15 protein-coding genes are annotated in these 21,156 nt (G+C 52.8%); 10 read left to right on the forward strand and 5 right to left on the reverse strand.

Annotation, left to right across the window (positions count from 1 at the left end; genetic code table 11):
• Window positions 1–97: 97 nt before the first annotated feature.
• Both DYY88_RS08180 and DYY88_RS08185 read left to right on the forward strand, forming a co-directional pair.
• Window positions 98–673, forward strand: coding sequence for a 4Fe-4S single cluster domain-containing protein (locus DYY88_RS08180; RefSeq protein ID WP_236146386.1), 576 nt, complete (start codon window positions 98–100; stop codon window positions 671–673).
• 276 nt (window positions 674–949) lie between these two features.
• A complete protein-coding gene (locus DYY88_RS08185) occupies window positions 950–1,525 on the forward strand; it encodes a TFIIB-type zinc ribbon-containing protein (protein WP_052288580.1) in 576 nt (191 codons plus the stop codon).
• Here the strand turns inward: DYY88_RS08185 and DYY88_RS08190 are convergent, their stop codons facing one another.
• Window positions 1,526–7,081, reverse strand: a complete 5,556-nt coding sequence (locus DYY88_RS08190) for a diguanylate cyclase domain-containing protein (RefSeq protein WP_084607145.1) — start codon at window positions 7,079–7,081, stop codon at window positions 1,526–1,528.
• A gap of 1,429 nt (window positions 7,082–8,510) precedes the next feature.
• Between DYY88_RS08190 and sds the strand changes: the two genes are divergently transcribed.
• The 4 genes from sds (at window position 8,511) to DYY88_RS08210 (ending at window position 11,652) form a co-directional block, all read left to right on the forward strand.
• Window positions 8,511–9,482, forward strand: a complete 972-nt coding sequence (gene sds, locus DYY88_RS08195) for a solanesyl diphosphate synthase (RefSeq protein WP_039728538.1) — start codon at window positions 8,511–8,513, stop codon at window positions 9,480–9,482.
• Window positions 9,483–9,521: 39 nt separating this feature from the next.
• Window positions 9,522–10,499 carry a carbohydrate kinase family protein gene (locus DYY88_RS08200; RefSeq protein WP_160299592.1) on the forward strand — a complete coding sequence of 326 codons (978 nt, stop codon included), beginning with the start codon at window positions 9,522–9,524 and terminating at the stop codon, window positions 10,497–10,499.
• 28 nt (window positions 10,500–10,527) lie between these two features.
• On the forward strand, window positions 10,528–11,031 hold the full coding sequence (locus DYY88_RS08205) for a CYTH domain-containing protein (protein ID WP_039728537.1): 504 nt from the start codon (window positions 10,528–10,530) through the stop codon (window positions 11,029–11,031).
• 129 nt (window positions 11,032–11,160) lie between these two features.
• The gene (locus DYY88_RS08210; RefSeq protein ID WP_039728536.1) at window positions 11,161–11,652 is read left to right on the forward strand and encodes a YajQ family cyclic di-GMP-binding protein; all 492 of its coding nucleotides are present in this window, start codon (window positions 11,161–11,163) and stop codon (window positions 11,650–11,652) included.
• Between the two features lie 96 nt (window positions 11,653–11,748).
• On the opposite strand, the gene DYY88_RS08215 is transcribed toward DYY88_RS08210, so the two are convergent.
• Window positions 11,749–12,759: a DUF6492 family protein gene (locus DYY88_RS08215; protein WP_039728535.1), complete on the reverse strand. Its 1,011-nt coding sequence runs from the start codon at window positions 12,757–12,759 to the stop codon at window positions 11,749–11,751.
• A 4-nt stretch (window positions 12,760–12,763) separates the two neighbouring features.
• Complete coding sequence (locus DYY88_RS08220) at window positions 12,764–14,527, reverse strand: sedoheptulose 7-phosphate cyclase (RefSeq protein ID WP_039730273.1); 1,764 nt, start codon at window positions 14,525–14,527, stop codon at window positions 12,764–12,766.
• Between the two features lie 338 nt (window positions 14,528–14,865).
• Between DYY88_RS08220 and ribD the strand changes: the two genes are divergently transcribed.
• A complete protein-coding gene (gene ribD, locus DYY88_RS08225; RefSeq protein WP_039728533.1) occupies window positions 14,866–15,987 on the forward strand; it encodes a bifunctional diaminohydroxyphosphoribosylaminopyrimidine deaminase/5-amino-6-(5-phosphoribosylamino)uracil reductase RibD in 1,122 nt (373 codons plus the stop codon).
• A gap of 15 nt (window positions 15,988–16,002) precedes the next feature.
• On the opposite strand, the gene DYY88_RS08230 is transcribed toward ribD, so the two are convergent.
• Complete coding sequence (locus tag DYY88_RS08230) at window positions 16,003–16,386, reverse strand: thioredoxin family protein (RefSeq protein WP_044151360.1); 384 nt, start codon at window positions 16,384–16,386, stop codon at window positions 16,003–16,005.
• A 912-nt stretch (window positions 16,387–17,298) separates the two neighbouring features.
• On the opposite strand from DYY88_RS08230, the gene cobQ reads away from it, so the two are divergent.
• Window positions 17,299–18,807: a cobyric acid synthase CobQ gene (gene cobQ, locus DYY88_RS08235; RefSeq protein WP_039730271.1), complete on the forward strand. Its 1,509-nt coding sequence runs from the start codon at window positions 17,299–17,301 to the stop codon at window positions 18,805–18,807.
• Between the two features lie 60 nt (window positions 18,808–18,867).
• Here the strand turns inward: cobQ and DYY88_RS08240 are convergent, their stop codons facing one another.
• Complete coding sequence (locus tag DYY88_RS08240) at window positions 18,868–19,806, reverse strand: TIGR04168 family protein (protein WP_039728531.1); 939 nt, start codon at window positions 19,804–19,806, stop codon at window positions 18,868–18,870.
• A 198-nt stretch (window positions 19,807–20,004) separates the two neighbouring features.
• Here DYY88_RS08240 and DYY88_RS08245 point away from each other — a divergent pair, with 198 nt between their 5' ends.
• The gene (locus DYY88_RS08245) at window positions 20,005–20,448 is read left to right on the forward strand and encodes a helix-turn-helix domain-containing protein (protein ID WP_039725219.1); all 444 of its coding nucleotides are present in this window, start codon (window positions 20,005–20,007) and stop codon (window positions 20,446–20,448) included.
• A complete protein-coding gene (locus DYY88_RS08250) occupies window positions 20,445–21,140 on the forward strand; it encodes an IS630 family transposase (RefSeq protein WP_039728442.1) in 696 nt (231 codons plus the stop codon). Before DYY88_RS08245 ends, DYY88_RS08250 begins: the two co-directional genes overlap by 4 nt.
• The last annotated feature ends 16 nt before the right edge of the window (window positions 21,141–21,156 follow it).

The following is a 21,156-nucleotide window of genomic DNA, read 5'->3' on the forward strand; positions in this document are numbered from 1 at the left end:
AAACCCTATCGGTAAAGGTGAATTTATGTCTTTATCCACCACAACAAGCCATCCATATTTGTCTCGAAATTTGATTCCTTCCAGGCATCTCAATCTGATGGGAACGATCAAGAAGTCGGAGGTGAATGGCCCAGGCTGTCGGGCAGTAGTGTGGGTGCAGGGATGTGCGCGGGCCTGCGGTAGCTGTTTTAATCCGGCTTCGTGGGAGTTTGAAATTAATCAGCTCGTGTCCATTGACCAGGTGGTCGAACTGATTTTGAGTGAGCCCAGCCATGAGGGAGTTACATTTTCAGGGGGTGAACCGTTTTGGCAGGCGACAGCGTTAGCGGAGGTGGCGCGTCAGGTCAAGGCACACGGTCTCAACGTCATGTCGTTTAGCGGATTTACTCTGGACGAGTTGCAGAGCGATCGCGCTCCGGCGGGTGCCCACGATCTGTTGCAGGAACTGGACCTCTTGATTGATGGCCCCTATGTGGAATCGCAGGCGATTAACGACCCTACTTCCCTAGTGTCGTCCCGCAATCAAAAAGTGCGCATTTTCAATGAAGCGATGCGCGATCGCTTGAACTGGGCCAGCGATCAAATAGAAATTCACATCTTGCCTGATGGGAGTCGCATTGTGACTGGTTATCTGGGCAGCTTGAATCCCCTGAGTGCTGAGGTCGCGGAGTAAATGACCGGGACACCGTGATATAAGATTCTCCGAATTTTGCCAGTGATTGCAGCAGAAGATTAACCAGTAAGACGTGAGAGTGGTATCGCGACAGCTGCGGTCGAGTCGGAGGGATTGCCAGCAATCGACATTTTGACTAGTGGGCATTGACGATTTTCTAGCGATCGCCGATCAGTAAATTCTTAAATTGGCAAATTCACCGATAGCTGAAGGCAGGCCATGTCAGGGTGATGTAGTGGTTTAATAGAACTGCTTTGTCGGTTTTGATGTCTGGTTATGGTGAAGTGTCCGAAGGAACTGAAGGTCGATCTCAATGATGGGATGTTGTCGGGTGAGCTGCCGGCCCTATGTTGTCCGGACTGTGATGGCGCGTGGATTCGGCCTGAAAGCTATGCCGAGTGGCAAACTCAGCGTGGCATTGAGCGTGACGCTGAGCCTGAGGTGGCGGTGGTGCCGAGTCAAGCGGCGATCGACTTTCAACCCTCATCGCTGGATAATCGGGCGGCGCTCTGTCCTGACTGCAAGAACTATTTAGTGCGGGGGCGGGTACAGCTTGCGGGGACGCCATTTTTTGTGGAGCGGTGTCCCAATTGTCGCGGCTATTGGTGCGATCGCGGTGAATGGGCGGTGTTGCAACAGCTGCGATTAGATGAGCATTTGGACTATATCTTTAGCGACCCGTGGCAGAGCAAGGTGAAAGCGCTGGACTTTGCGGCGCGGGAAAAAGCCGCCACCATTGACAAATTAGGATCAGAAATTGCGAGCAAAGTTTTTGAACTGGCCCAACTCCTGGAAGCCCATCCGGAGGGCGATTTTGGTGTGGCGTATTTGATGCGGCGGTTTGAAGATTGATCAATTAACCGACTCGGTGTGAGGAGAAACGCAGTAGCGATCGCGTCCTTGTCGTTTGGCCTGATAGAGCGCTGCGTCAGCTTGTGCAATTAAGTCTGTGGGAGTGCTGTCGGTTGCCGGAATCTGGCTGGCGATGCCCATGCTAAGAGTGACGTAGGGCGCAACCTCCGACTGTTTGTGGGGGATGGCCAAGGTCGCAACGGCCTGCTGGACTCTGTTGGCGATCGCAATCGCCCCGGCGGCAGTCGTCTCAGGTAAGACAATGGCAAATTCTTCGCCGCCATAACGGGCCACCATATCTGTCGATCGATTGACGACTTGGGTAACGGCCTGAGCCAAGCGCACCAAGCAGGCATCGCCCGCTTGATGACCATACTCGTCGTTGTAGCGCTTGAAGAAATCAACATCAAACAAAATTAGCGAGAGGGGCATTCGGGTCCGTTGTAGGCGTCGCCATTCAGTGTCTAGTTTTTGGTCAAAAGAACGACGATTGGAAACTTGGGTCAGGCCATCAACATTCGCGAGCCGATGCAGCTCTTGATTGGCCAGCAACAATTGCTCTTGTGCCCGCTGACGTTCTTTCACTTCTTGCGCTAACTCGGTGGTGCGCTGCCGGACGGCCTGTTGCAACTCATGAGAGTAATCGGCCAAGAGCTTTTGGGCGCGTTGGCGTTCGGTAATGTCTTGAAAGACGGCAATCACATATTTGAGCTGTCCCGCCTCGGTCATGATCGGGGCGCTGTGCAGCTCAATGGGAATGGTGCGATCGCCCGCACGAATGGCTAAATCATCCACCGCACTGGCGATGCCCCGCATCGCTTGGTGAATAGGCAACTTGTCAGCGGGATAGCGATCGCCGGTTGCGAGCACCTGTGCCTTAAAAAGTTGGGTTAACGGTTCTACGGAAGCCTTATCAGTTGCTGCCCCGTTTAACAAAATCTGGGCCTGCTGATTCATGTAATGGGGCGTGCCATTACCTTGAAAAATGCCCACTCCGATCGGCATCGCTTCAATAAATTGCATCAGCTGCCGTTCACTCTCGCGTGTCTGTTCGTACAGCCGGGCATTGTCGAGCGAGATCGCCGCCTGGGCGGAAATCAGATTCACCAGCTCTAAGCGTTGGGGCGTAAATGCACCGACGACCAAATTGTTTTCCAGGTAAACAATGCCAGCTAATTTGCCTTGGTGGTGGAGGGGGGCACACAGCAGCGATCGCGGCTGCTGAGTTTGGATGTAAGGGTCTTGTTCAAACTGGTCGGCTTGAGTCGCGTCGTTTAACACGACGTTGTCGCCTGTGCGCGCCACATAGTTCACCACGCCAGTAGAGAGGCGATCGCTCGCTGCCGTCAACATGACACTGGTCAAGTCAACCGGTTCAGATGCCACCTCATAGCTGGCGGCAATGGCTAATTGGCCATCAACCTCAAACAGCAATAGACCGCGCTGGGCCCCAGCATTTTCAATCAGCAACTGCATCAGGGTGGTCAAAAGCTGGTCCAGATGAATCTCTTCGGCAATAGTTTTGGCCGTTTCAATGACGGTCAGCAGATCTAAGTCTTCGCTGCGATGATTGCCGGTGGTGGAATGCTGACGACCCGATGTCAGCGTTTGAGGATGCTTGAACGAGGCAATCGATCCCTCCAGTTGAAGATGCTCGCCAAAGCTCGCTTCCAGTTGGCCGACTTTGGCCGTAGCTCCCCACTGGCGGTACAAATACACGGCTTCTTGAAAATAGGCGCGGGCCACAATTAAACGCTGTCGGGCCAGATAAAATCGAGCCGCCCGCTCACAAGCCAGGCCCGCCTCGGCAATAAAGTCGTGTTGTAGGGCCAAGTCAATCGCTCGATCATAGGTCTTACCCGCCGCGCTGGGTCGGCGTTGTAAACGATGCAGTTCGGCATCGACCAGAGCCAGCTTATGACTATAGTTGGCGGGGGCTGACTGGGCCCAACGTTTGAGCTGACGACGGTGTTGGCGCACGGTGCGCAGGAGCGATCGCCGCTGGGCTAGATTTGCCGTGGCAGCAAGCTCTAGCCGGGCCAGGGCATCATAAAAAGTGAACCAACCCGAAATGTATAAAGCAACGACAGCTTTGAGGTAAGGCTTGGCTTGATCAGCACTCACAAGGGCCTGCTGGGGCTGATCAAACAGATAATGTAAAAAGAGCTTGTAGCTATAAAAATAAAAAATTGCTGTGCGGTAATCGTCTTCAAGGTGTTGGGGTAACAGCTCCGCTGCGTTATAAAAAGGCCCCTCCAGGCGCAAAGGCACATCCCCATTCGCGGTCAAAACATGGATAACCTGCCGCGATTGTTGAATGAGTTCATAAATGGGCTGCTTCTTAAACTTCAGGACTTTGGTAGCCATCCTGTCGGTATATTGGGCCAGCTCAGGCAGTGATTCCCCGAGGAAGAAACGATGCATGATCGACATTTGCCCGCAAAAGCTGGCGTATTCCAAATCCCCGGTTTCGCACCCGACCTGAAATCCTTGCTGTAGTTCTGGTCGGGTGCTGGAGAGGGGCTCTCGCCAGTGACGAATAAAAGCATTGACGACAAATAGTGTGCGGGCTGATATCGCTCGGGTTTCAAAGCGATCGAGCAGGGCCATCGCCAATTGACCAAACTGATAGCCATCGTTCAAGTCGCCAATGACGCCACACAAAATGATGCCGTACATGGCGTATGAAAAGGCTGAAACAGGCAAATTACCCTGCCGCGCCGAGAGTTCTACCTGTTTAAAGACTGTCAGTGGGAATAAGTTAGGTACTGCCAAGTAAGTGGCAGAAGCAATGCTGGCTAATACCTGTGTGGCCGCGATCGCTTCTGGAGCTTGCATGGTCGATAGTTGAACGAGCGCTTCGGGCGATTGTCCTAAGAGGGCGATTTTGGTTCGTCCTAGCCCCCACAAAATCTGGATTTGGTTGGGCTGCTGCGGTAGTCGCACCCCCAATTGTCGCAGCACCCGCACTCCCAATTGGGCGGCGGCGGCCAACTCATGCCTTGCCATTAACGCCTGAATCTGCACGGTGTAAACGGGCACGCAGTCGAGAATGCCGTTTGCGTGACTGACGACCGTCGTGATGAGCTGATCCATCTGCTCAAAGTCGCCATTGAGAAAGGCGGCCTCGGCGGCGGCTTGGGTCAAGGCCAGGGTGAGCGCATACTGCTGCTGCCAGCCCTGCTCGCCGAGGCACTGCAGCCCAGTATTGAGATAGCCCCAGGCCGGGCCGTAGGCGGCGGCCGCTATTCCTTTTTGCCCCGCAGCAAGATTCAGCTGCGCGAGGGCTAACCGCTCAGACGGTTCGTGTAACTGTTGCCATCCGTAATTGAGATGATTTAGCAGGTCAAAAAGACATTCCTGCTGCTGGTCGGGGGTGAGTTGTTGCTGCCAGGTGCGACCAATGCGCCAGTGTAGTGTCGCTAGCTGCTCTGGGGCAATGAGCGAGTAGGCGGCTTGTTGCACGCGATCGTGCAAAAATCGATAGCTGACTTCAGCGGGCTGCTGGTCAGCGGGTAACGTCAGGTCACTGTCGGCGATCGCTTGCCAAAGCTTGTAGTTGTCGTTTTCAGGAATGATGAACCCGGCTTGGGCGGCTTGCCAAAGGTGAGCTGCCGTGATGAATAAAGGCTCTGCCTGCACAGCAGCCAATAGTTGCAGCGTAAAGTGGTTGCCGATCGCTGCCCCGACTTGCAGTGCCGCTTGGGTAGCTGGAGGTAACTGCTGGAGTTTGCTTACCATCAGCGCTACGACGTTATCCGTCATGTTGGCAGCTTCTATGTCGCTTAAATGCCACTGCCAGCCTTGCTGGCGATCGCAGGTGATCAACCCCGCCGTCTCTAGCGACTTCAAAAATTCCCCCATAAAGAATGGATTGCCGCCGGTTTTAACTTTCAGGAGACGCGCCAATTCGTCCCGCGCTGCCGTCGGCGTTTGCGGAAAGGTGTCATGCAAGAGCTGCCCAATCTGCTCAAACTTTAGGGGTTGCAAATGCAGCTCCTGCATCCGCACTTGGGCTTGCTGGAGCTCCGCTATAACTTGTCGGAGTGGATGCATCGCATCGACTTCATTGTCACGATACGCGCCAATGAGCAACAGCGCTTGGTGCGCCTCGGCTTGCAAAATCACCTTGATGAGCTGGAGCGAGGCATTATCGGCCCACTGCAAATCATCCAAAAAGAGAATCAGTGGACGCTCAGGTTGACTAAACACCCGGATAAACTGCTCAAACACCCGGTTGAGTCGATTTTGGGCGGCGGTGGCACTTAAGGTGGGGACGGCGGGTTGTGGCCCGAGAATCAGCTCTAAGTCTGGAATGATCTCGATTAAGACCGCCGCATTGGGGGTGAGGGCTTGTTGCAGGTGACTGCGCCACTGTGCGACCTCGGCTTCGCTGCGGGTCAGCAATTGTCGCACTAGGGTCGTAAAGGCTTGAATCAATGCACTGTAGGGCAGATTGCGCTGCAGTTGGTCAAACTTGCCACTGGTATAGTTGCCCCGCTGGGCCGTGATGAGTTTGTGAGTTTCTTGCACCAGGGCAGTTTTGCCAATGCCCGAGTAGCCCGAAACTAATACATACTCAGCTGGCGTATCGGGTTGAGCGGTGCGATCGCACGCGGCCAACAGCGCCGCGACTTCGGTTTCTCGACCATATAACTTGGCAGGAATTTGTAAGCGATCGCGATAATCCGCCTGCCCTAGTTCAAACATCGGGATCTGCCCGTCGGCATTCCAGGCCGTCAGACATTGCTGCAAGTCATGCACAACGCCATCTGCACTGTAGTAGCGTTCCTCCGCATTTTTGGCGAGGAGTCGCAACACCAACCGTGACACCATCGGCGGAATTTCAGCGTTCAACGCTTCTGGCCGCAACGGTGGACGCGCCAAGTGACTATGAATCATTTCTGCCAAGTCCGCCCCCACAAAAGGCGGTCGCCCGGTCAACAGGTCGTATAGGGTGGCGCCCAGGGAGTAAAAATCTGTGCGATAGTCCAGCGGACGATTCATGCGACCCGTTTGTTCTGGCGATAGATAAGCCGGGGTGCCCTCGATCGCTTCCAGCGATCGCAGCGATAGCGTTTCACGGCTGAGTTGGGTCGAAATTCCCAAGTCGATAATTTTGAGTTGCATGGATGGCGGATGCAGCACCACATTTGCTGGATTAATATCCTTATGAATGACATTGTGGCGATGCAGTTCTGCCAAAGCCTGGGCGATTTTGAGGCCGATTTCCAAGCCTGCCGCAATTGACACCGGCCCCGCCTGCTGCGATCGCCATTGCTCTAGGTCAATGCCACCAAAATCCTCAAAAGCAATGACCAGGGTCTTACGCCAGGTCTGTAGCTGATAGGCTTTGATCACCCCAGCACAATTGAGTTCTTTACATAGCCGATATTCCTGCTGATACCGTTTCAGTTGCTCTGTCGTCGGGTAATCAGCCTTCAAAATCTTGAGGATAACTGGCCGCGCGTCCGCGATCGCTTCAGCCCGATACACACGGGAATTAGGGCCATCATAAAGCGGAACAAAATTACGATATCTAGGAAGGCTAAACATCCGATTAGACTGAGACTGTCAAATATTTATTAGCCTGCATCAAAGCGGATATGCCTCGCTACATTCACTAACGTCAATGAGGGTTAAATAATAATCTAGGACCGTGCCAATGAAGCAACATTCTAATTTCAAGTGCAGCTAATGTGTGGAGTTGCGATCTGTCAGACCGAATGATGCGTTAGTCTCACGGTTCAGTATTTTGCCACATAATGCGTGAACATAAAGGCCCTGGTTACAGCCATAAAATAAGCCAGGTAGCCAAACTACCTGGCAGCGATAAAAAAACGACTAGGGTACTAGCTGAGGAGTGCAATTGTCTCAATCGCCAAAATTGCTGCATTGCGGCCGCATTGAGTCCCCTGAGAAGAATCTAGGCCTAAAAAATACTCCGTCGTTTGCCTGATTTGCTCCAACGTTGTGCCCACCAAAGTAGGCCATAGACAACGAAAAGATAAGCGATCGCAAGCATTAAAATCCAAGTAGTCGGCGTCAGGAGGAAGTTCATCGTGGTGTGCAGGGAGGTGGAGTGAACGGCGGCAACAAACAGCACTGCCTGACTGACAAGACAGTTGCGGCTACAGCTCCAATAGCTCTTCTGCTTCACGCGGCACACACGAGATCAGTATGAATCGGGCAAACTACTTAAGCCGCTTTGGTCTCCCGAAGGTTAACCAAAACAATCACAAAATCATTTGCACCTAAAACTAATCGCTTGCTTTGCGATAGGCCAACGAACTCCTAAGAGATAACAACAACTGCTTAACAATTTTTGCAACTGAACAGGTTCCTAGAACCAGCAACAAATTGAAGTGCAGTACTATTCGGTTTGCTTCAAAACTTGTGTACAGTCTAACACACCTGTGAGTGCTTGCAGACCTTTCCAGTCAAGAGATTCGCATGTTTTGTGAAAATGTCTCGACTGCTTAACTTTTATTTAAGTTTTGCAAGCAAATAATGCTGCAGCGGATGACGGTTGTCGGTGTGCGACTATTGACCGCGATCGGCGGCATGATGGCTCACATCGTCAGCGTTCTCTGTGAACCGGGTCTCTCAGCGCCACTTTTCACCTCAAATGGGATAGGTTAGCGCCCCAAAAGGACTTAAGTAGAGTGCCTGCCGCGCTAGCGTGGGGCAAAAGCACGATAAAAAGCTCTGCTTTGTGCAGGTGGCTATCCCAATTGCCCAGTCCTCCAGCTATCCGACCACCTTGTCATTAACCGACTGTCAGGAGATTGACTTCTCATTCTCGGCCCTGGCTCGCTAGCGTTAGCTCCAATTCACAAAGTGCCGCTATTTGGTGAATTGAGTGCCAGGGCGACCATCCTATTAAGAGTTTTCATGGCTGTGATTTCCACCTGCTGGTGTGGTTGCCTTAGAATAGACTGAGAACTGTAAAATTTCGTAAACCTCCGCCTGGGTCGGCTTATCCATGGTTTCAGTGACATCTCTATTTGCGCCAGTCGAGTCCGATCTTCAAGTTCTAGTTGAAAACTTGAAGAATCTGGTCGGTGCAAAGCATCCCATTCTGTACGCTGCTGCTGAGCATCTTTTTGGCGCAGGCGGCAAACGCATTCGCCCAGCTATCGTGTTGCTGCTGGCCAGAGCTGTTTCAACGGGGACTGATATCCTGCCGCAGCATCGCCGCTTGGCGGAGATTACCGAGATGATTCACACGGCGAGTCTCGTGCATGATGACGTGGTGGATGAATCGGATGTGCGGCGGGGAGTGCCGACAGTTCACAGCAGTTTTGGCAATCGGGTGGCCGTATTGGCGGGTGATTTCTTGTTCGCTCAGTCTTCCTGGTATCTGGCTAATTTGGATAACTTGACTGTAGTCAAGTTGCTGTCTGAAGTGATTATGGATCTGGCAGAAGGGGAGATTCAGCAGGGACTCAATCGGTTTGATACCGATTTGACTTTAGAAGCTTATCTAGACAAGAGCTATTACAAGACGGCGTCGCTGATTGCGAATAGTGCTAAGTCCGTCGGGGTCTTGAGTGGTTTACCGAATCACCAGCTGGATAATTTATATGCCTATGGCCGTTCTCTTGGGCTAGCCTTTCAAATTGTTGATGATATTTTAGATTTCACGGGTTCTAGCGAGGTCTTAGGTAAACCCGCCGGATCAGATTTGAAGAGTGGCAACCTGACCGCACCCGTGCTGTTTGCCCTTCAAGAGAAGCCCTATCTGAGAGGGTTGATTGAACGCGAGTTTGCCGAAGCGAGCGATTTTGAGCAGGCGCTTGATTTGATTCACCAGAGCGAAGGGATTGCCAAGTCTCGGGAACTTGCTAATCAACAGGTGCAGCAAGCGATCGCCTGTCTAGAAGATTTGCCTGCGTCAGAGTCGCAGAAGGCTTTAGTGGAGTTGGGTAATTACGTTTTGCGGCGTGTGTATTAAATTGCCCTAAGCTGTCGTAGCTGCTGTTTGGGTGCGCCTGTGCTGAATAAGGACGGTCTGGTCATTTGCCTGGGGGAAGTGCTGATCGACCAGGTGGTAGATACGTTGGGTCGTCGCCAAAACTATGCTGGTGGGGCACCCGCGAATGTTGCGGTAGCGCTGGCTCGTTTGGGTCTGCCAGTGGGTTTTGTGGGTGGCGTGGGTCGAGATGCCGAGGGACAATACTTAATTCAGACCTTGCAGCAGCAAGCGGTTGATTGTGGTGGCTTGCAACATTGCGATGCCCCGACGCGCATTGTTGAGGTGACTTGTACGGCAGCGGGCGATCGCACCTTTGGCGGGTTCATAGGGGGTGCAACCACCGATTTTGCGGACACACAACTGGCGGCTCCGCAGTTGCCATTCACTTCGCTATCCACTGCGGCCTGCTTGGTGACGGGGACTTTAGGGTTGGCGTATCCCACCACGAGAGCCGCTATGCGGCAGGCGGCAACGACAGTCCAAGCGGCTGGCGGCAAGTTAGTTATTGATGTGAATTGGCGACCGACATTTTGGCCGGATGTAACCACTGCCATGGATTTACTGAGGCCGTGGTTGTGCCAGGCTGATGTCATTAAAGTTTCGGCTGATGAGGCGATCGCCCTATGGCAAACCGCTGATATCGACTGCCTGAAGGCGCAATTTCCTCAGGCTGATTGGCTAGTGACCGATGGCGATCGCGGTTGCCAGGCTGTATTGGGTGGTTATCGAGCTGTCGTGCCTGCGTTCGCCGTGCCGGCAGTGGAAACGACGGGAGCGGGTGATGCCTTTTTGGCCGGAATGCTCTATCAACTCCTGCAGCATGATTGGCAGTTTGAGTCGGTCGCGCAGCTCACCGATGCCTTAATTTGGGCCAACGCGATGGGGGCGTTGACGACGCTGAAATCTGGCGCGATCGCCGCCCTGCCCACTCCGGTGGAAATTCTCAGCTTTTTGCACACCCACACTGGCAAAGTCTGGACGATGGGAGGGGTATGATCAACGTGTCTAGTGCGGGGCAGCAGCAATGGCACAAGAAATTGAGCGTAAGTTTTTGGTGACCGATGTTGCCTGGCGCCAGTACGCCAAGGGCACACTGTATCGTCAAGGCTATGTGCCCACTCAAAATGGGACGACGGTGCGGGCTCGGGTGGTGGGCGATCGCGGCTATCTCACCATTAAAGGGCCGACCAACGGAGTATCGCGCCAAGAGTTTGAGTATCACATTCCGCTAGCCGATGCCGAGACCATGCTTGCGGATCTCTGCCAGCCGCCCCTAATTGAAAAATGGCGCTATCGCATCAACGTCGGTAGCCATTTATGGGAAATTGATGAATTTTTAGGTGACAACGCCGGTCTGGTCATGGCCGAAGTCGAGCTGGAAAGTGAAACCGAAATCTTTGATTTGCCACCTTGGGCCGGAGCGGAAGTTTCTCATGACGCCCGCTATTACAATTCCAACCTGGCAAAGACCCCTTATCGCTCCTGGCCAAAGGAAATATCTGCCACCGATGTTTCTTGCCCTGAGTAAGTCATCACTTCACGCAATTTTTTGTGCCTAAAGGTTTGAACCAACGGCATTATTGATATAGGTTTTAAGGACGTTGCTTGCACGCCCGCGTAACATTTCACTTAGCTTGTTGTTAGCCGTTTGGAGCTTATGGCCTCTACCTACTCTTTCGATGTTGTCAGCGAATTTGATCGCCAGGAACTGGTCAATGCGATCGATCAGGCGCGCCGCGAAATCACCAACCGCTATGACCTCAAAGACAGCAAAACTGCGATTGATCTGAGCGAGAACACCATCACGCTTGAAACCGATAGCAACATGACCTTGCAATCGGTGCAATCCATCTTGCAAACCAAAGCGGCTAAACGCAATTTATCGCTCAAGATTTTTGACTTTGGCAAAGCCGAATCAGCAAGCGGTGGGCGGGTGCGGCAGGTGGTGACGCTGAAGGAAGGTATCGATAAAGAAATCGCCAAAGACATTTCTAAATTTGTCCGTGACAATGTCAAAAAAGCGCAGGCCTCGATCCAAGGGGATGCGGTGCGCGTGTCGGCCAAATCCAAAGATGATCTGCAAACTGCCATTCAGCTCTTAAAGTCTGCGGACTGGCCAGTGGCGTTGCAGTTCACCAATTACCGTTGAGCGTGGTGCGAGCTTTGACTGATCCGGGCTGAGCAAAAAGGGACGGCTGATTAGCCATCCCTTCCTGTTCATGAGGCCTCAGATTCGAAGCGGGGATTAAGAACTCGCTGTGGCTACCCGGCGAGGATTCCAGCGCGATCGCGACTCTTCAATATGCATGTTCTTCTCATCTTTTTTGAGGTGGCGAGGGCTGCTCTCAAAGGACAGCGAAGACGGCAACGGATCAGTGCCATAGGCTTGCTGAATAAAGGCCGACACGGTGGCATAACTCGGTGAAAACGGAGCGTCGATCGCGGCTTGCGTTTCCATTAAAGCCGCAGAAAACAGTCCGGTGCCATCGTCAAAGAACCGTTCTGTGGTTGCGCCATAGGTTTCATAGGGGTGGAATGCCAGATCATCAGGAGCCGTCGCGGCTACCCAGGACGAATAGATCCAATATTCGCCGTAGGTGCCGAACTCATTAGCCGATCGCATCATCAACTTCAGCCAATGTTCGTCAGAACCGTAGTAGGCTTGCACCCGCTGGGCCATCGCCTGCAAGTGCGATCGCTTCATCCACATGTGATGGGGAATAAATGTTCCCGCTGCATCGATAATCGCCTCGACCTTGAGGACGGAGCGAATCCAATTGGCCCAGGTATCCACGATTTTGGCATTCCCCGTTTGGTTACTTTGCAACAGAGCAAAGGTATGTTTGGTTGCCCCATCCACTGTTTGGAAAATTGGCCAGGTAGCCACTGGCAGCAAATCACTATCCCACACTAAGTACCATTCGCTCAGGTCAGGGATGCCCTCGTAAGCCCCCAGCTTTAGAAGCTGCTGGTAAAACCAACCTGGCGTGTACAAAGATTCTCCTAAATCTAACTCCGCGCAGATGGCTTCTTTGGAAAGGCCGACGGGACTAAAGAACAGCTCCTCTTCGTGCACCACAATCGGAGCGGTCTGCCAGCTTGCGGCCTGAGTGCGCAGAGCTGCCGCTTCGGTTGTGGGCGTAATGATGTGGATGGTGCGGGGCTGGTAGTGCTGGGTCAATCCCTCCAGCACCGCCCGCGTGTTCCACCGCACTTTAAAGAGCGGAATGACACAGTCAAAGATTTCCGTTGACATCGGCTTACGCGATCGCCTCCTGCACTGACGACAATATCTCGGCAGCCGCGGGAGTGTGATGTGCCACCGTAGAAGGATCTTCCAGCCCCACATCACTACAGAGCGGATCGATGCCCACTCCACCCCGGGGATACTCCGCACAGATGGCTTGATATTCCGACACGGCAATAATCAACTCATCTTGGGTCATGGCGTTGAGGTAGCCACACTGACCAATCGTGCCCTTTGGCAGCGGAGCCACCAAATTATTTCCGCGCTTTTGCACCATTTTTTCTTGGGCTTCCCACATGAGGTCGCGATCGAGCAGCACATCACTCCACAGGCTGAGCCCAAAGGAGTTAATCAAATTCAAAATGCGATGGAAATCGGCTTTACTAATCCACTCATGGCGATAGCTCAGGTAAGCGCCAAAACCCATGCCGATCGCGACCGCGTGACCATGCAGCAAACCCGCCGCAATTTCAAACCCAGGCGACCAGGTATGACCGTAGGCGTGGGGGCGGCACTGATGGGTTTCGTACAGATTGTCGTATTCCGCCTCGACATAGCTGCGCATCGCTGCGCCGAGGATTTTCTGCGACAGTTCGCAAATGGGCGCATCGGCTGGACAGTCCAACGTGCCAAAGCGAGTGGCGATGAGCTCAGGTCCCGCCTGCTCTAAATACGCAAACAGCTCGGCATCCTTGACCGTCGCCATTTTGATGATTTCCGCAATGCCGTGACGCAACCACCCTTCCTTTAAAGTCTTGAAAAAAGCGCGATCGGTAATCGACAGCACCGGGGCGTGGTAAGCCCCAAACAAATTTTTATAGCCAAAACCGTCGCAGCAGGTGCGGGGCGAGGGGCCAGCATCAATGCCCGCCACAATGGAAGTGGATAGCATGACGTAGGGCGTATTGCGGTGATACAAAGCGCAGGCTAAACCGCCCGTATCCGTCAGAACGCCACCCCCGACAATGAGCACGGGCTCATTTCGCGAAACGCCCAAGCGCTTAAAGTCGCCCAGCATTCGCTCTACGGTGTGAATGCCCTTATCGACTTCCATCGCCCGATACACCAGTTTGTCCAACTGAATATCGTGATGGGTAAAGTAATGCTCAATCTGTTCGCCATAAAAGCGCTCAACGTTTTGATCCAGCAGCGCGACACAGCGACCCGCCGAGATGTACATGTCGCGCAGAATAGTTTGCTGCGGATCAAGCACATTTTCCAACACGCGAATAGAGGTAAAGGTGCTGGAAGTCATGACCGCTTCGACCGTCTGATCGTCATCGGTGCTGACCACAAAGCCCTGACTCTGACGATAGCTAGAGGTGGGATAAATGGCGTGGGGATCTGCTTCCACCAGATGCTCGGCCAGTTGCCGGTAAAACTCCCCAGCAGAACCATGAACCAGCACTTGCAGAAGCTTTTCTTGCCCGAGCGAGGACCGACGAATTTGCGTTGCCATCTCAGTCCATAAGACCCCAGACGACATGTCAAATGCGCCTAAGAGTTCGGACATGAGGCCAAAAAAGTGACTGAGAGAGCCATTCAAACAGCTGCGCAAGCGCCGACAAGCCGATAGCCCTGTGATGGCCCCGGCCATGGCAAATTCTTGTCCGAGTTCTGGTGCAAAGGCGGGCGCATTAATCAAAGCCAGTAGCAAATCACGAAATGGCAAACTCGCAAAAAGCTGATCGGTCGCCTTTTCCAGGTCTTGACCGAGTAAGGATTGACCGTCGTACGCTGCGATAAAGGTCTTCACTGCTGAAGTAGTCGAAGTCATCATGAATTCCTGCAAAACGTTGGCAACAGTACAAAGGGCAAGTCACCCACTGTTTACGCAACTTAACACAGCCGCCAGAGAAAATCTTAAAAGAAGATTACAGATATGAAGCTACTCTCAATGTTATGGTGTTGAGTCAGGGCATAGTAAAATTGTTCTGCTGTATGGATTTGGGCTGTCGGCAACAGTTGCGATATCTGGAATTACCAGCCCTGGCGGTAGGCGACTCCGCATAATGGACTCCCCATCAGATGAGAGAATTGCCACACGAATTGCTTGAGTTTTGAGCAACCACGGCGTTTAGCCGATGCAGTTGAATAAAGGTTGAAGGTTGTGCCATGTCGTCGACGATCGCCCACCAAGCCGACGATCACCGTTGGATGCAGCGTTGCCGTGAACTGGCGCAACAGGCAATCGGCAAAACGTCCCCCAATCCTCTAGTCGGATCGGTAATTGTTAAGGATGGGGAAGTCGTGGGCGAGGGTTGGCATCCCGGTGCCGGACAGCCCCACGCCGAAGTGTTTGCCCTCAGAGCGGCGGGCGATCGCGCTTCCGGCAGTACTCTGTACGTCAACCTCGAACCGTGCAACCACACCGGACGGACTCCCCCCTGTACCGAAGCCATTATGGCGGCGGGCATTCGTCGAGTCGTTGTGGGCATGATTGACCCTGATCCGCGCGTGGCAGGCGGTGGCGTTGAACGGCTGCGACAGGCTGGCATTGAGGTGACTGTTGGCATCGATGAAGCCGCATGTCAACAGTTGAACGAAGCATTTTGCCACAGCATTTTGCAGCAGCGGCCCTTTGGCATTTTGAAATATGCCATGACGCTGGACGGCAAGATTGCTGCCTTGACGGGGCACAGCGCCTGGGTCACGGGTCCCGACTCACGGGCCTGGGTGCATCGGCTGCGCAGCCAGTGCGATGCGGTGATTGTTGGGGGAGAAACCGTGCGCCGCGATAATCCTCGGTTAACGAGTCATGGGCAGAGCGATCGCAATCCCCTCCGAGTGGTGATGAGTCGCCAGCTTGATTTGCCCGAGCAGGCCCATCTCTGGGAAGTTGAAGCGGCTCAGACAGTGGTCTTTTGCAGTGAGCAGCATTCTGCCAGCCGCGCCGCAAAGCTCGCACAGCAAGGGATAGAAGTGATCACACTGCCCGCTTTAGAACCGCGAGAAGTATTACAGGTGTTGCAAGGGCGGGGGCTGCGATCAGTACTCTGGGAATGTGGTGGCCAGTTAGCGGCCAGGGCGATCGCGCAAAGCTGCGTCCAAAAAGTCTACGCATTCATTGCCCCCAAAATTATCGGGGGTACGAACTGCCCAACCCCTGTGGGTGACTTAGGCATTGGCAAAATGAACGAGGCAATTGGCCTGACCGATGTCACATTAACGCCAATTGCCTCTGACATTCTGATTGCAGGATATTTGCCCTCATCGGTCAGCGGTCTCGACCAATGAGATGGCAATGCTGACCTAAGCTTCGGTGTAAGGCTGAATTTTGATTGCGGGTTCTAAGCCGACAAGCTGATGACTACAAGCATTCAGATACTTGGCTAAGGAAGCCTTGAGTCCATCACGGCTGTTGATGCCCTCAATGCGGTGGCAAAGCTCACCATTCTGAAACAGCAAAATCGTGGGTAATGTGGTCAAGCGATACTGGTTTGCCAACCGGAAGTTCTCATCAGCATTGACATCTACCAACCGGAAATTGCTTAACCACTCATCTTGCAAGCTCAGCAGCAGCGGCTCAACTAAGCGGCATACACCACACCAGGGAGCCCAAAAATGGACGAGGACGGGAACAGGTGATCCCAGCACTTCAGCCTCAAAAGTCGATTCGTCAGCCTTCAAAGACATAGGATTGTAAAGCGATTCATTAAAAAAATACTTTTAAAGTCATTGTATCGGAATCAGGTCACCATCATCTGGTTTTCCCGAGGTTTTGTGGGCTTCCGATAACATCTGGCAAGGGTCAAAAATTTGACTAAGTATTTTTACTCTCGCGAATGACTATTTTCAAATTGGCTTGATCCTATCAGTTTTAAAGTGGATTGCCTGCAAACTGCGCTGATCTCTGCCCCTCTCAAACGGTGGCCCTTAATCTTTAGTTATCTCTTTGTCAGATTGCTCGACACTAGCTGAGAAAACTGGCAAAGAGATTCCAACAAACTTTACAAAAATCACTCAAGGTTTTGCTGCGGCGTCATGAAAGGAGCCGTGATGAGAACATGTTTGGTGATAATTTGCATCTTTTCAGTCTGAGCGAAAATCGGCGATTTTCAGCATTTTCGGGACAGTCCTGGAAAATGTCCTGGATATCCGCTGTTCACTCTCTCTCAGGGGGCCGCAGCAGCCTTTCGGTCTTTTCGTCGGGGGCAGGGACTGATCTCTGTGGTCAGAGTGTTATCTTGAGCCACAAGCACTGGTCACTTGCCAAATCTGAGCGCGTGCCTTTACTGATTGCTCAACCAGATATGAGCAATATCTCTGGGTCTAGCTTATTTAGGAATGCAGGGGCGCAATTAGCGGCGTTTGATCTCTCGGCGATAACGGAAAAACGCCGAAATACGCGCCTAAGCCCATCGCACTTGTACGGAAGTTTTCGGCGATCGCTTGGCGTATTTGCTCTAGCCTTGGGTATTCTTACGAAGGTGACTGGCGGCAGGCCAAGGTGACCAACAATTGGTCGACCACACTTTTGTCAACCTTTGCGATCAGTCGGGCGACAAATCCTCATCCACAGCTCAGCGGAATTTTTTGGAGGCAACCATGCAGGCGATTATGGTAGTGGGTACTACATCCCACGCAGGCAAATCCCTAGTGGCCACTGCCCTTTGTCGTATGTTGAGTCGTCGCGGCTGGCGGGTAGCCCCATTCAAAGGGCAAAACATGGCCCTCAACGCTTATGTCACGAACGCCGGAGCCGAAATTGGGTATGCCCAGGCGGTGCAGGCTTGGGCTGCTAAGGTTGCACCCCAGGCAGAAATGAATCCCATTTTGCTCAAACCCCAAGGCGATATGACCTCACAGGTCGTGCTGCGGGGACGGGCTGTGGGTCGCATTGCCGCCAAAGATTACTACGAAAAGTTTTTTGACACAGGTTGGCAAGCGATTCAAGAAAGTCTGAGTCGCCTGGAACAAGAATTTGATTTTTTGGTGTGTGAAGGAGCGGGCAGCCCCGCCGAAATCAACCTCAAACATCGTGACCTGACGAATATGCGGGTGGCCAAGCATCTCAATGCGCCTACGGTATTGGTGGCAGACATTGAGCGAGGGGGGGTGTTTGCTCACATTGTGGGGACGTTAGAACTGCTTGATCCTGATGAGCGGCAGTTGGTCAAAGGCATCATTATCAATAAATTTCGTGGGCAAAAAGACATCCTGCAACCGGGTATTGACTGGTTACAAGAGCGTACGGGGATTCCGGTGATTGGGGTATTGCCCATGCTCAATCAGGCATTTCCGGCTGAAGATTCCCTCTCCTTGCTGGAACGAACGACGAACAAAGCAAATGCTTCGATTACGATCGCGGTAATCAAATTACCGCACATTTCCAACTTCACTGACTTTGACCCGCTGGAGTCAGAAGAGTCAGTGCGCGTGCGATATGTCAGTCCTGGCGAAGATTTGGGCTATCCCGATGCGGTGGTGTTGCCCGGTACCAAAACTACGATCGCTGACATGCTGGTCTTGCAGCGATCGGGATTGGCCGAAGCGATTCAAAATTATATGCACGCGGGCGGCACTGTCCTCGGCATTTGTGGTGGCTTCCAAATGATGGGGGAATATTTGGCCGACCCAGAAGGCATCGAGGGACAAGATGGGCGTTATAAAGGTTTGCAACTGGTACCCATCCGCACCGTGATTACCACTCGTAAAATTGCCCGCCAGCGCGAGACCAGTTCACAATATCCGCAATTGGGCTTGCCGATCACCGGATATGAACTGCATCAAGGCCGCACCCAACTGGTGGCCCCGGAAGAAGCCACCAGTAGTCTGAAATTTGATTTCCTCTTTGAAGACAAATCGCTGGGCATTGTGGATACGCGGCAAGCTTTGTGGGGCACCTATCTACATGGATTATTCGACAATGGCCCTTGGCGGCGGGCTTGGCTTAATTGCTTGCGCCAACAGCGAGGGCTAGGGTCACTGCCGACTGGCGTTGCCAACTTTCGCGAACAACGAGAAATCATGCTGGATGGCTTGGCGGATGAAGTGGAAACTTACCTCGATTTAGCTCCCCTGTTGCCGTCGTCTAAGGGTGGAACTGGAGGTTAAATCCAACTAGGTAGGGGAACTTGCAAAACCTGTTCGAGATAGGTGGTTACCTCTGATTAGCTAGCTTAGGGGTTGTAACGGTTTTTGGGGTGATAACTCAGCCAGCAAGTCTTCTGTCGAGGTGATGGTGTGAGTCTGGTCTACCCAAACGAGGTGCGATCGCTGTACCTGCTGCTTAGTCAAGGTGACCAGGGAAAAATTGTGGGCGCAGGTCGTGGCCGTTTGCACGATACGGGGAACGCAAGCGACATTGAGATAAAGCGTGTCAGCAGAATCGCGACTGACTCGTTGTCGCAGCCGATCTTGCCGATGGCGCAAGTGGTGATGCATGTGGCCAAAGGTCACGAGAGGCACTGATTTGCCAAGCCGCTGAGCATAGGCGATCGCCGCCGCAAAATCAGGATCGCCAAAATCACCGCCCAGGGGTTTCCAATCCCGTCCGCAGGGAGATTCGGGCGCATCGCCTAGCCCCGTTGGTCCGCAGTGACCGACGAAAATTAAAGTGTCAAAGGCCGCAGCATCAATGGCCGCTTTCATCCGCGCCAGAGATTCCTCAAAACTGTGGACGCCGTAGCGATCGCGATAAAACGCCTCATATTTCCACTCAGAGCCGCCCCAACTAAAAGGCCGCCCCCCAATCACCGTCACCCCCAACTCCGGAAAATCGCGTTTGCTGTAGCTAACATCCGCTGGCCCTAGCAAATCGATTTGCTGTTGGACCCAATCTTCGCTCTGGCGATCATAAGGACATTTACGGCGACCCCAGGGAGTGGCCGTATACCAAGCATCGTGGTTGCCAAAAATTGCGGCTTTGGGCAAGGGCAGAGAGGCGATCGAGCGCACTACATCCACTGACTCATTGCCAAAATCGCCCACAAACAGCACTAAATCGACTTTCAGGCTTTGTAATGCCGCGATATCTTGCTCATCCCATTGGTCATGGACATCCCCAATCACAGCAATTTGCAGAGAGGGGTTGGGAGCAGCAATATCTATCATGGGTCTCAGGGCTTTTATTTATCTTTACTTAAGGATAAAGGGTCAACGCAAGACTTGATGGGGGCTTAGCCTCCAGCCAGTTGCGTGGTGCTGTAAAATGCTCACTCGATCAAGAGACTAGTGCAACGTCAACGCAAAGAATTAGGGTAGTCAATACTGTTGTAGAAGATGAAACTGAGACGATGAAAGCCTTACCCCATGCCCAAGAAATATATTGTCCGCCTGAGCAAATGCGAACAAGAGGAACTACAAAGCGTCATAAAAAAGCTCAAAGGCAGTAGCCAGAAAGTTCGCCGGGCTCAAATTTTGCTGAAAGCGGATGCCTCAGGACCAAACTGGACTGATGAACGCATTGCCGAAGCTTTTTGCTGTCGGACAAAAACCGTTGAGAACATCCGTAAACGTTTAGTAGAGCAGGGGTTCGAAGTCGCCGTAAACGGCCTGAAACGGCAGAGTGCGCCAACGCCAAAGTTACTTGATGGGGAGCAAGAAGCGCAGGTGATTGCGATGCGTCTAGGCAAACCACCCAAGGGGTATGGTAACTGGTCACTGCGGCTGCTGGCCCGCCAAGTGGTTGAGTTAGATATTGTTGAATCAGTGAGCCACGAAACCATCCGCCAGACGCTGAAAAAAATGGGATGAGCAACCGCAAGATAGAGTATTGGGTGATTCCACCTGAGGCCAATAGCGAGTTTGTGGCGCAGATGGAAGAAGTCTTGGATGTCTATGCTCGGCCTTATGACGCGAGCTGTCCGGTGATCTGCATGGACGAGCAACCGATTCAGTTCCACAAAGAAATTATTCAACCGATTGAAGCCACTGTGAAGCATCCTAAACGGGTCGACTACGAATATGAGCGCGCAGGAACCGCCAGTATCTTCATGTTCACAGAACCGCTGAGCGGTTGGCGGCAAGCAACGGCGCGAGCCCGGCGGACAAAGGTCGACTGGGCGATAGAAGTGGCCGCTTTGCTAGAAGGGCGCTACGCCAAGTGCGAGCAAGTTTTACTGGTCTGCGACAACCTCAATACCCACACCAAGGGAGCTTTCTATGAAGCCTTTGAACCTGAGCGGGCCCGCCAATTAGTCCGACGTCTTCAGTTTTGCCATACTCCTAAACACGGCAGTTGGCTCAATATTGCTGAAAACGAGTTGAGCGCGATGACACGTCAGTGTGTTGACGGCAGGCGCTTTGGCGATATTGACACCCTCAGAGATGAAATTGCCGCTTGGTCGACCGACATCAACAATGCTCAGCGAGGAGTTGATTGGCAGATGAAAGTTGATGATGCCAGAAGCAAGTTGACCTCTGTCTACCCTAAAATCAAGCTTTGACGCTGCACTAGTGGGC

Source organism: Leptolyngbya iicbica LK, assembly GCF_004212215.1.
GTDB lineage: Bacteria > Cyanobacteriota > Cyanobacteriia > Phormidesmidales > Phormidesmidaceae > Halomicronema > Halomicronema iicbica.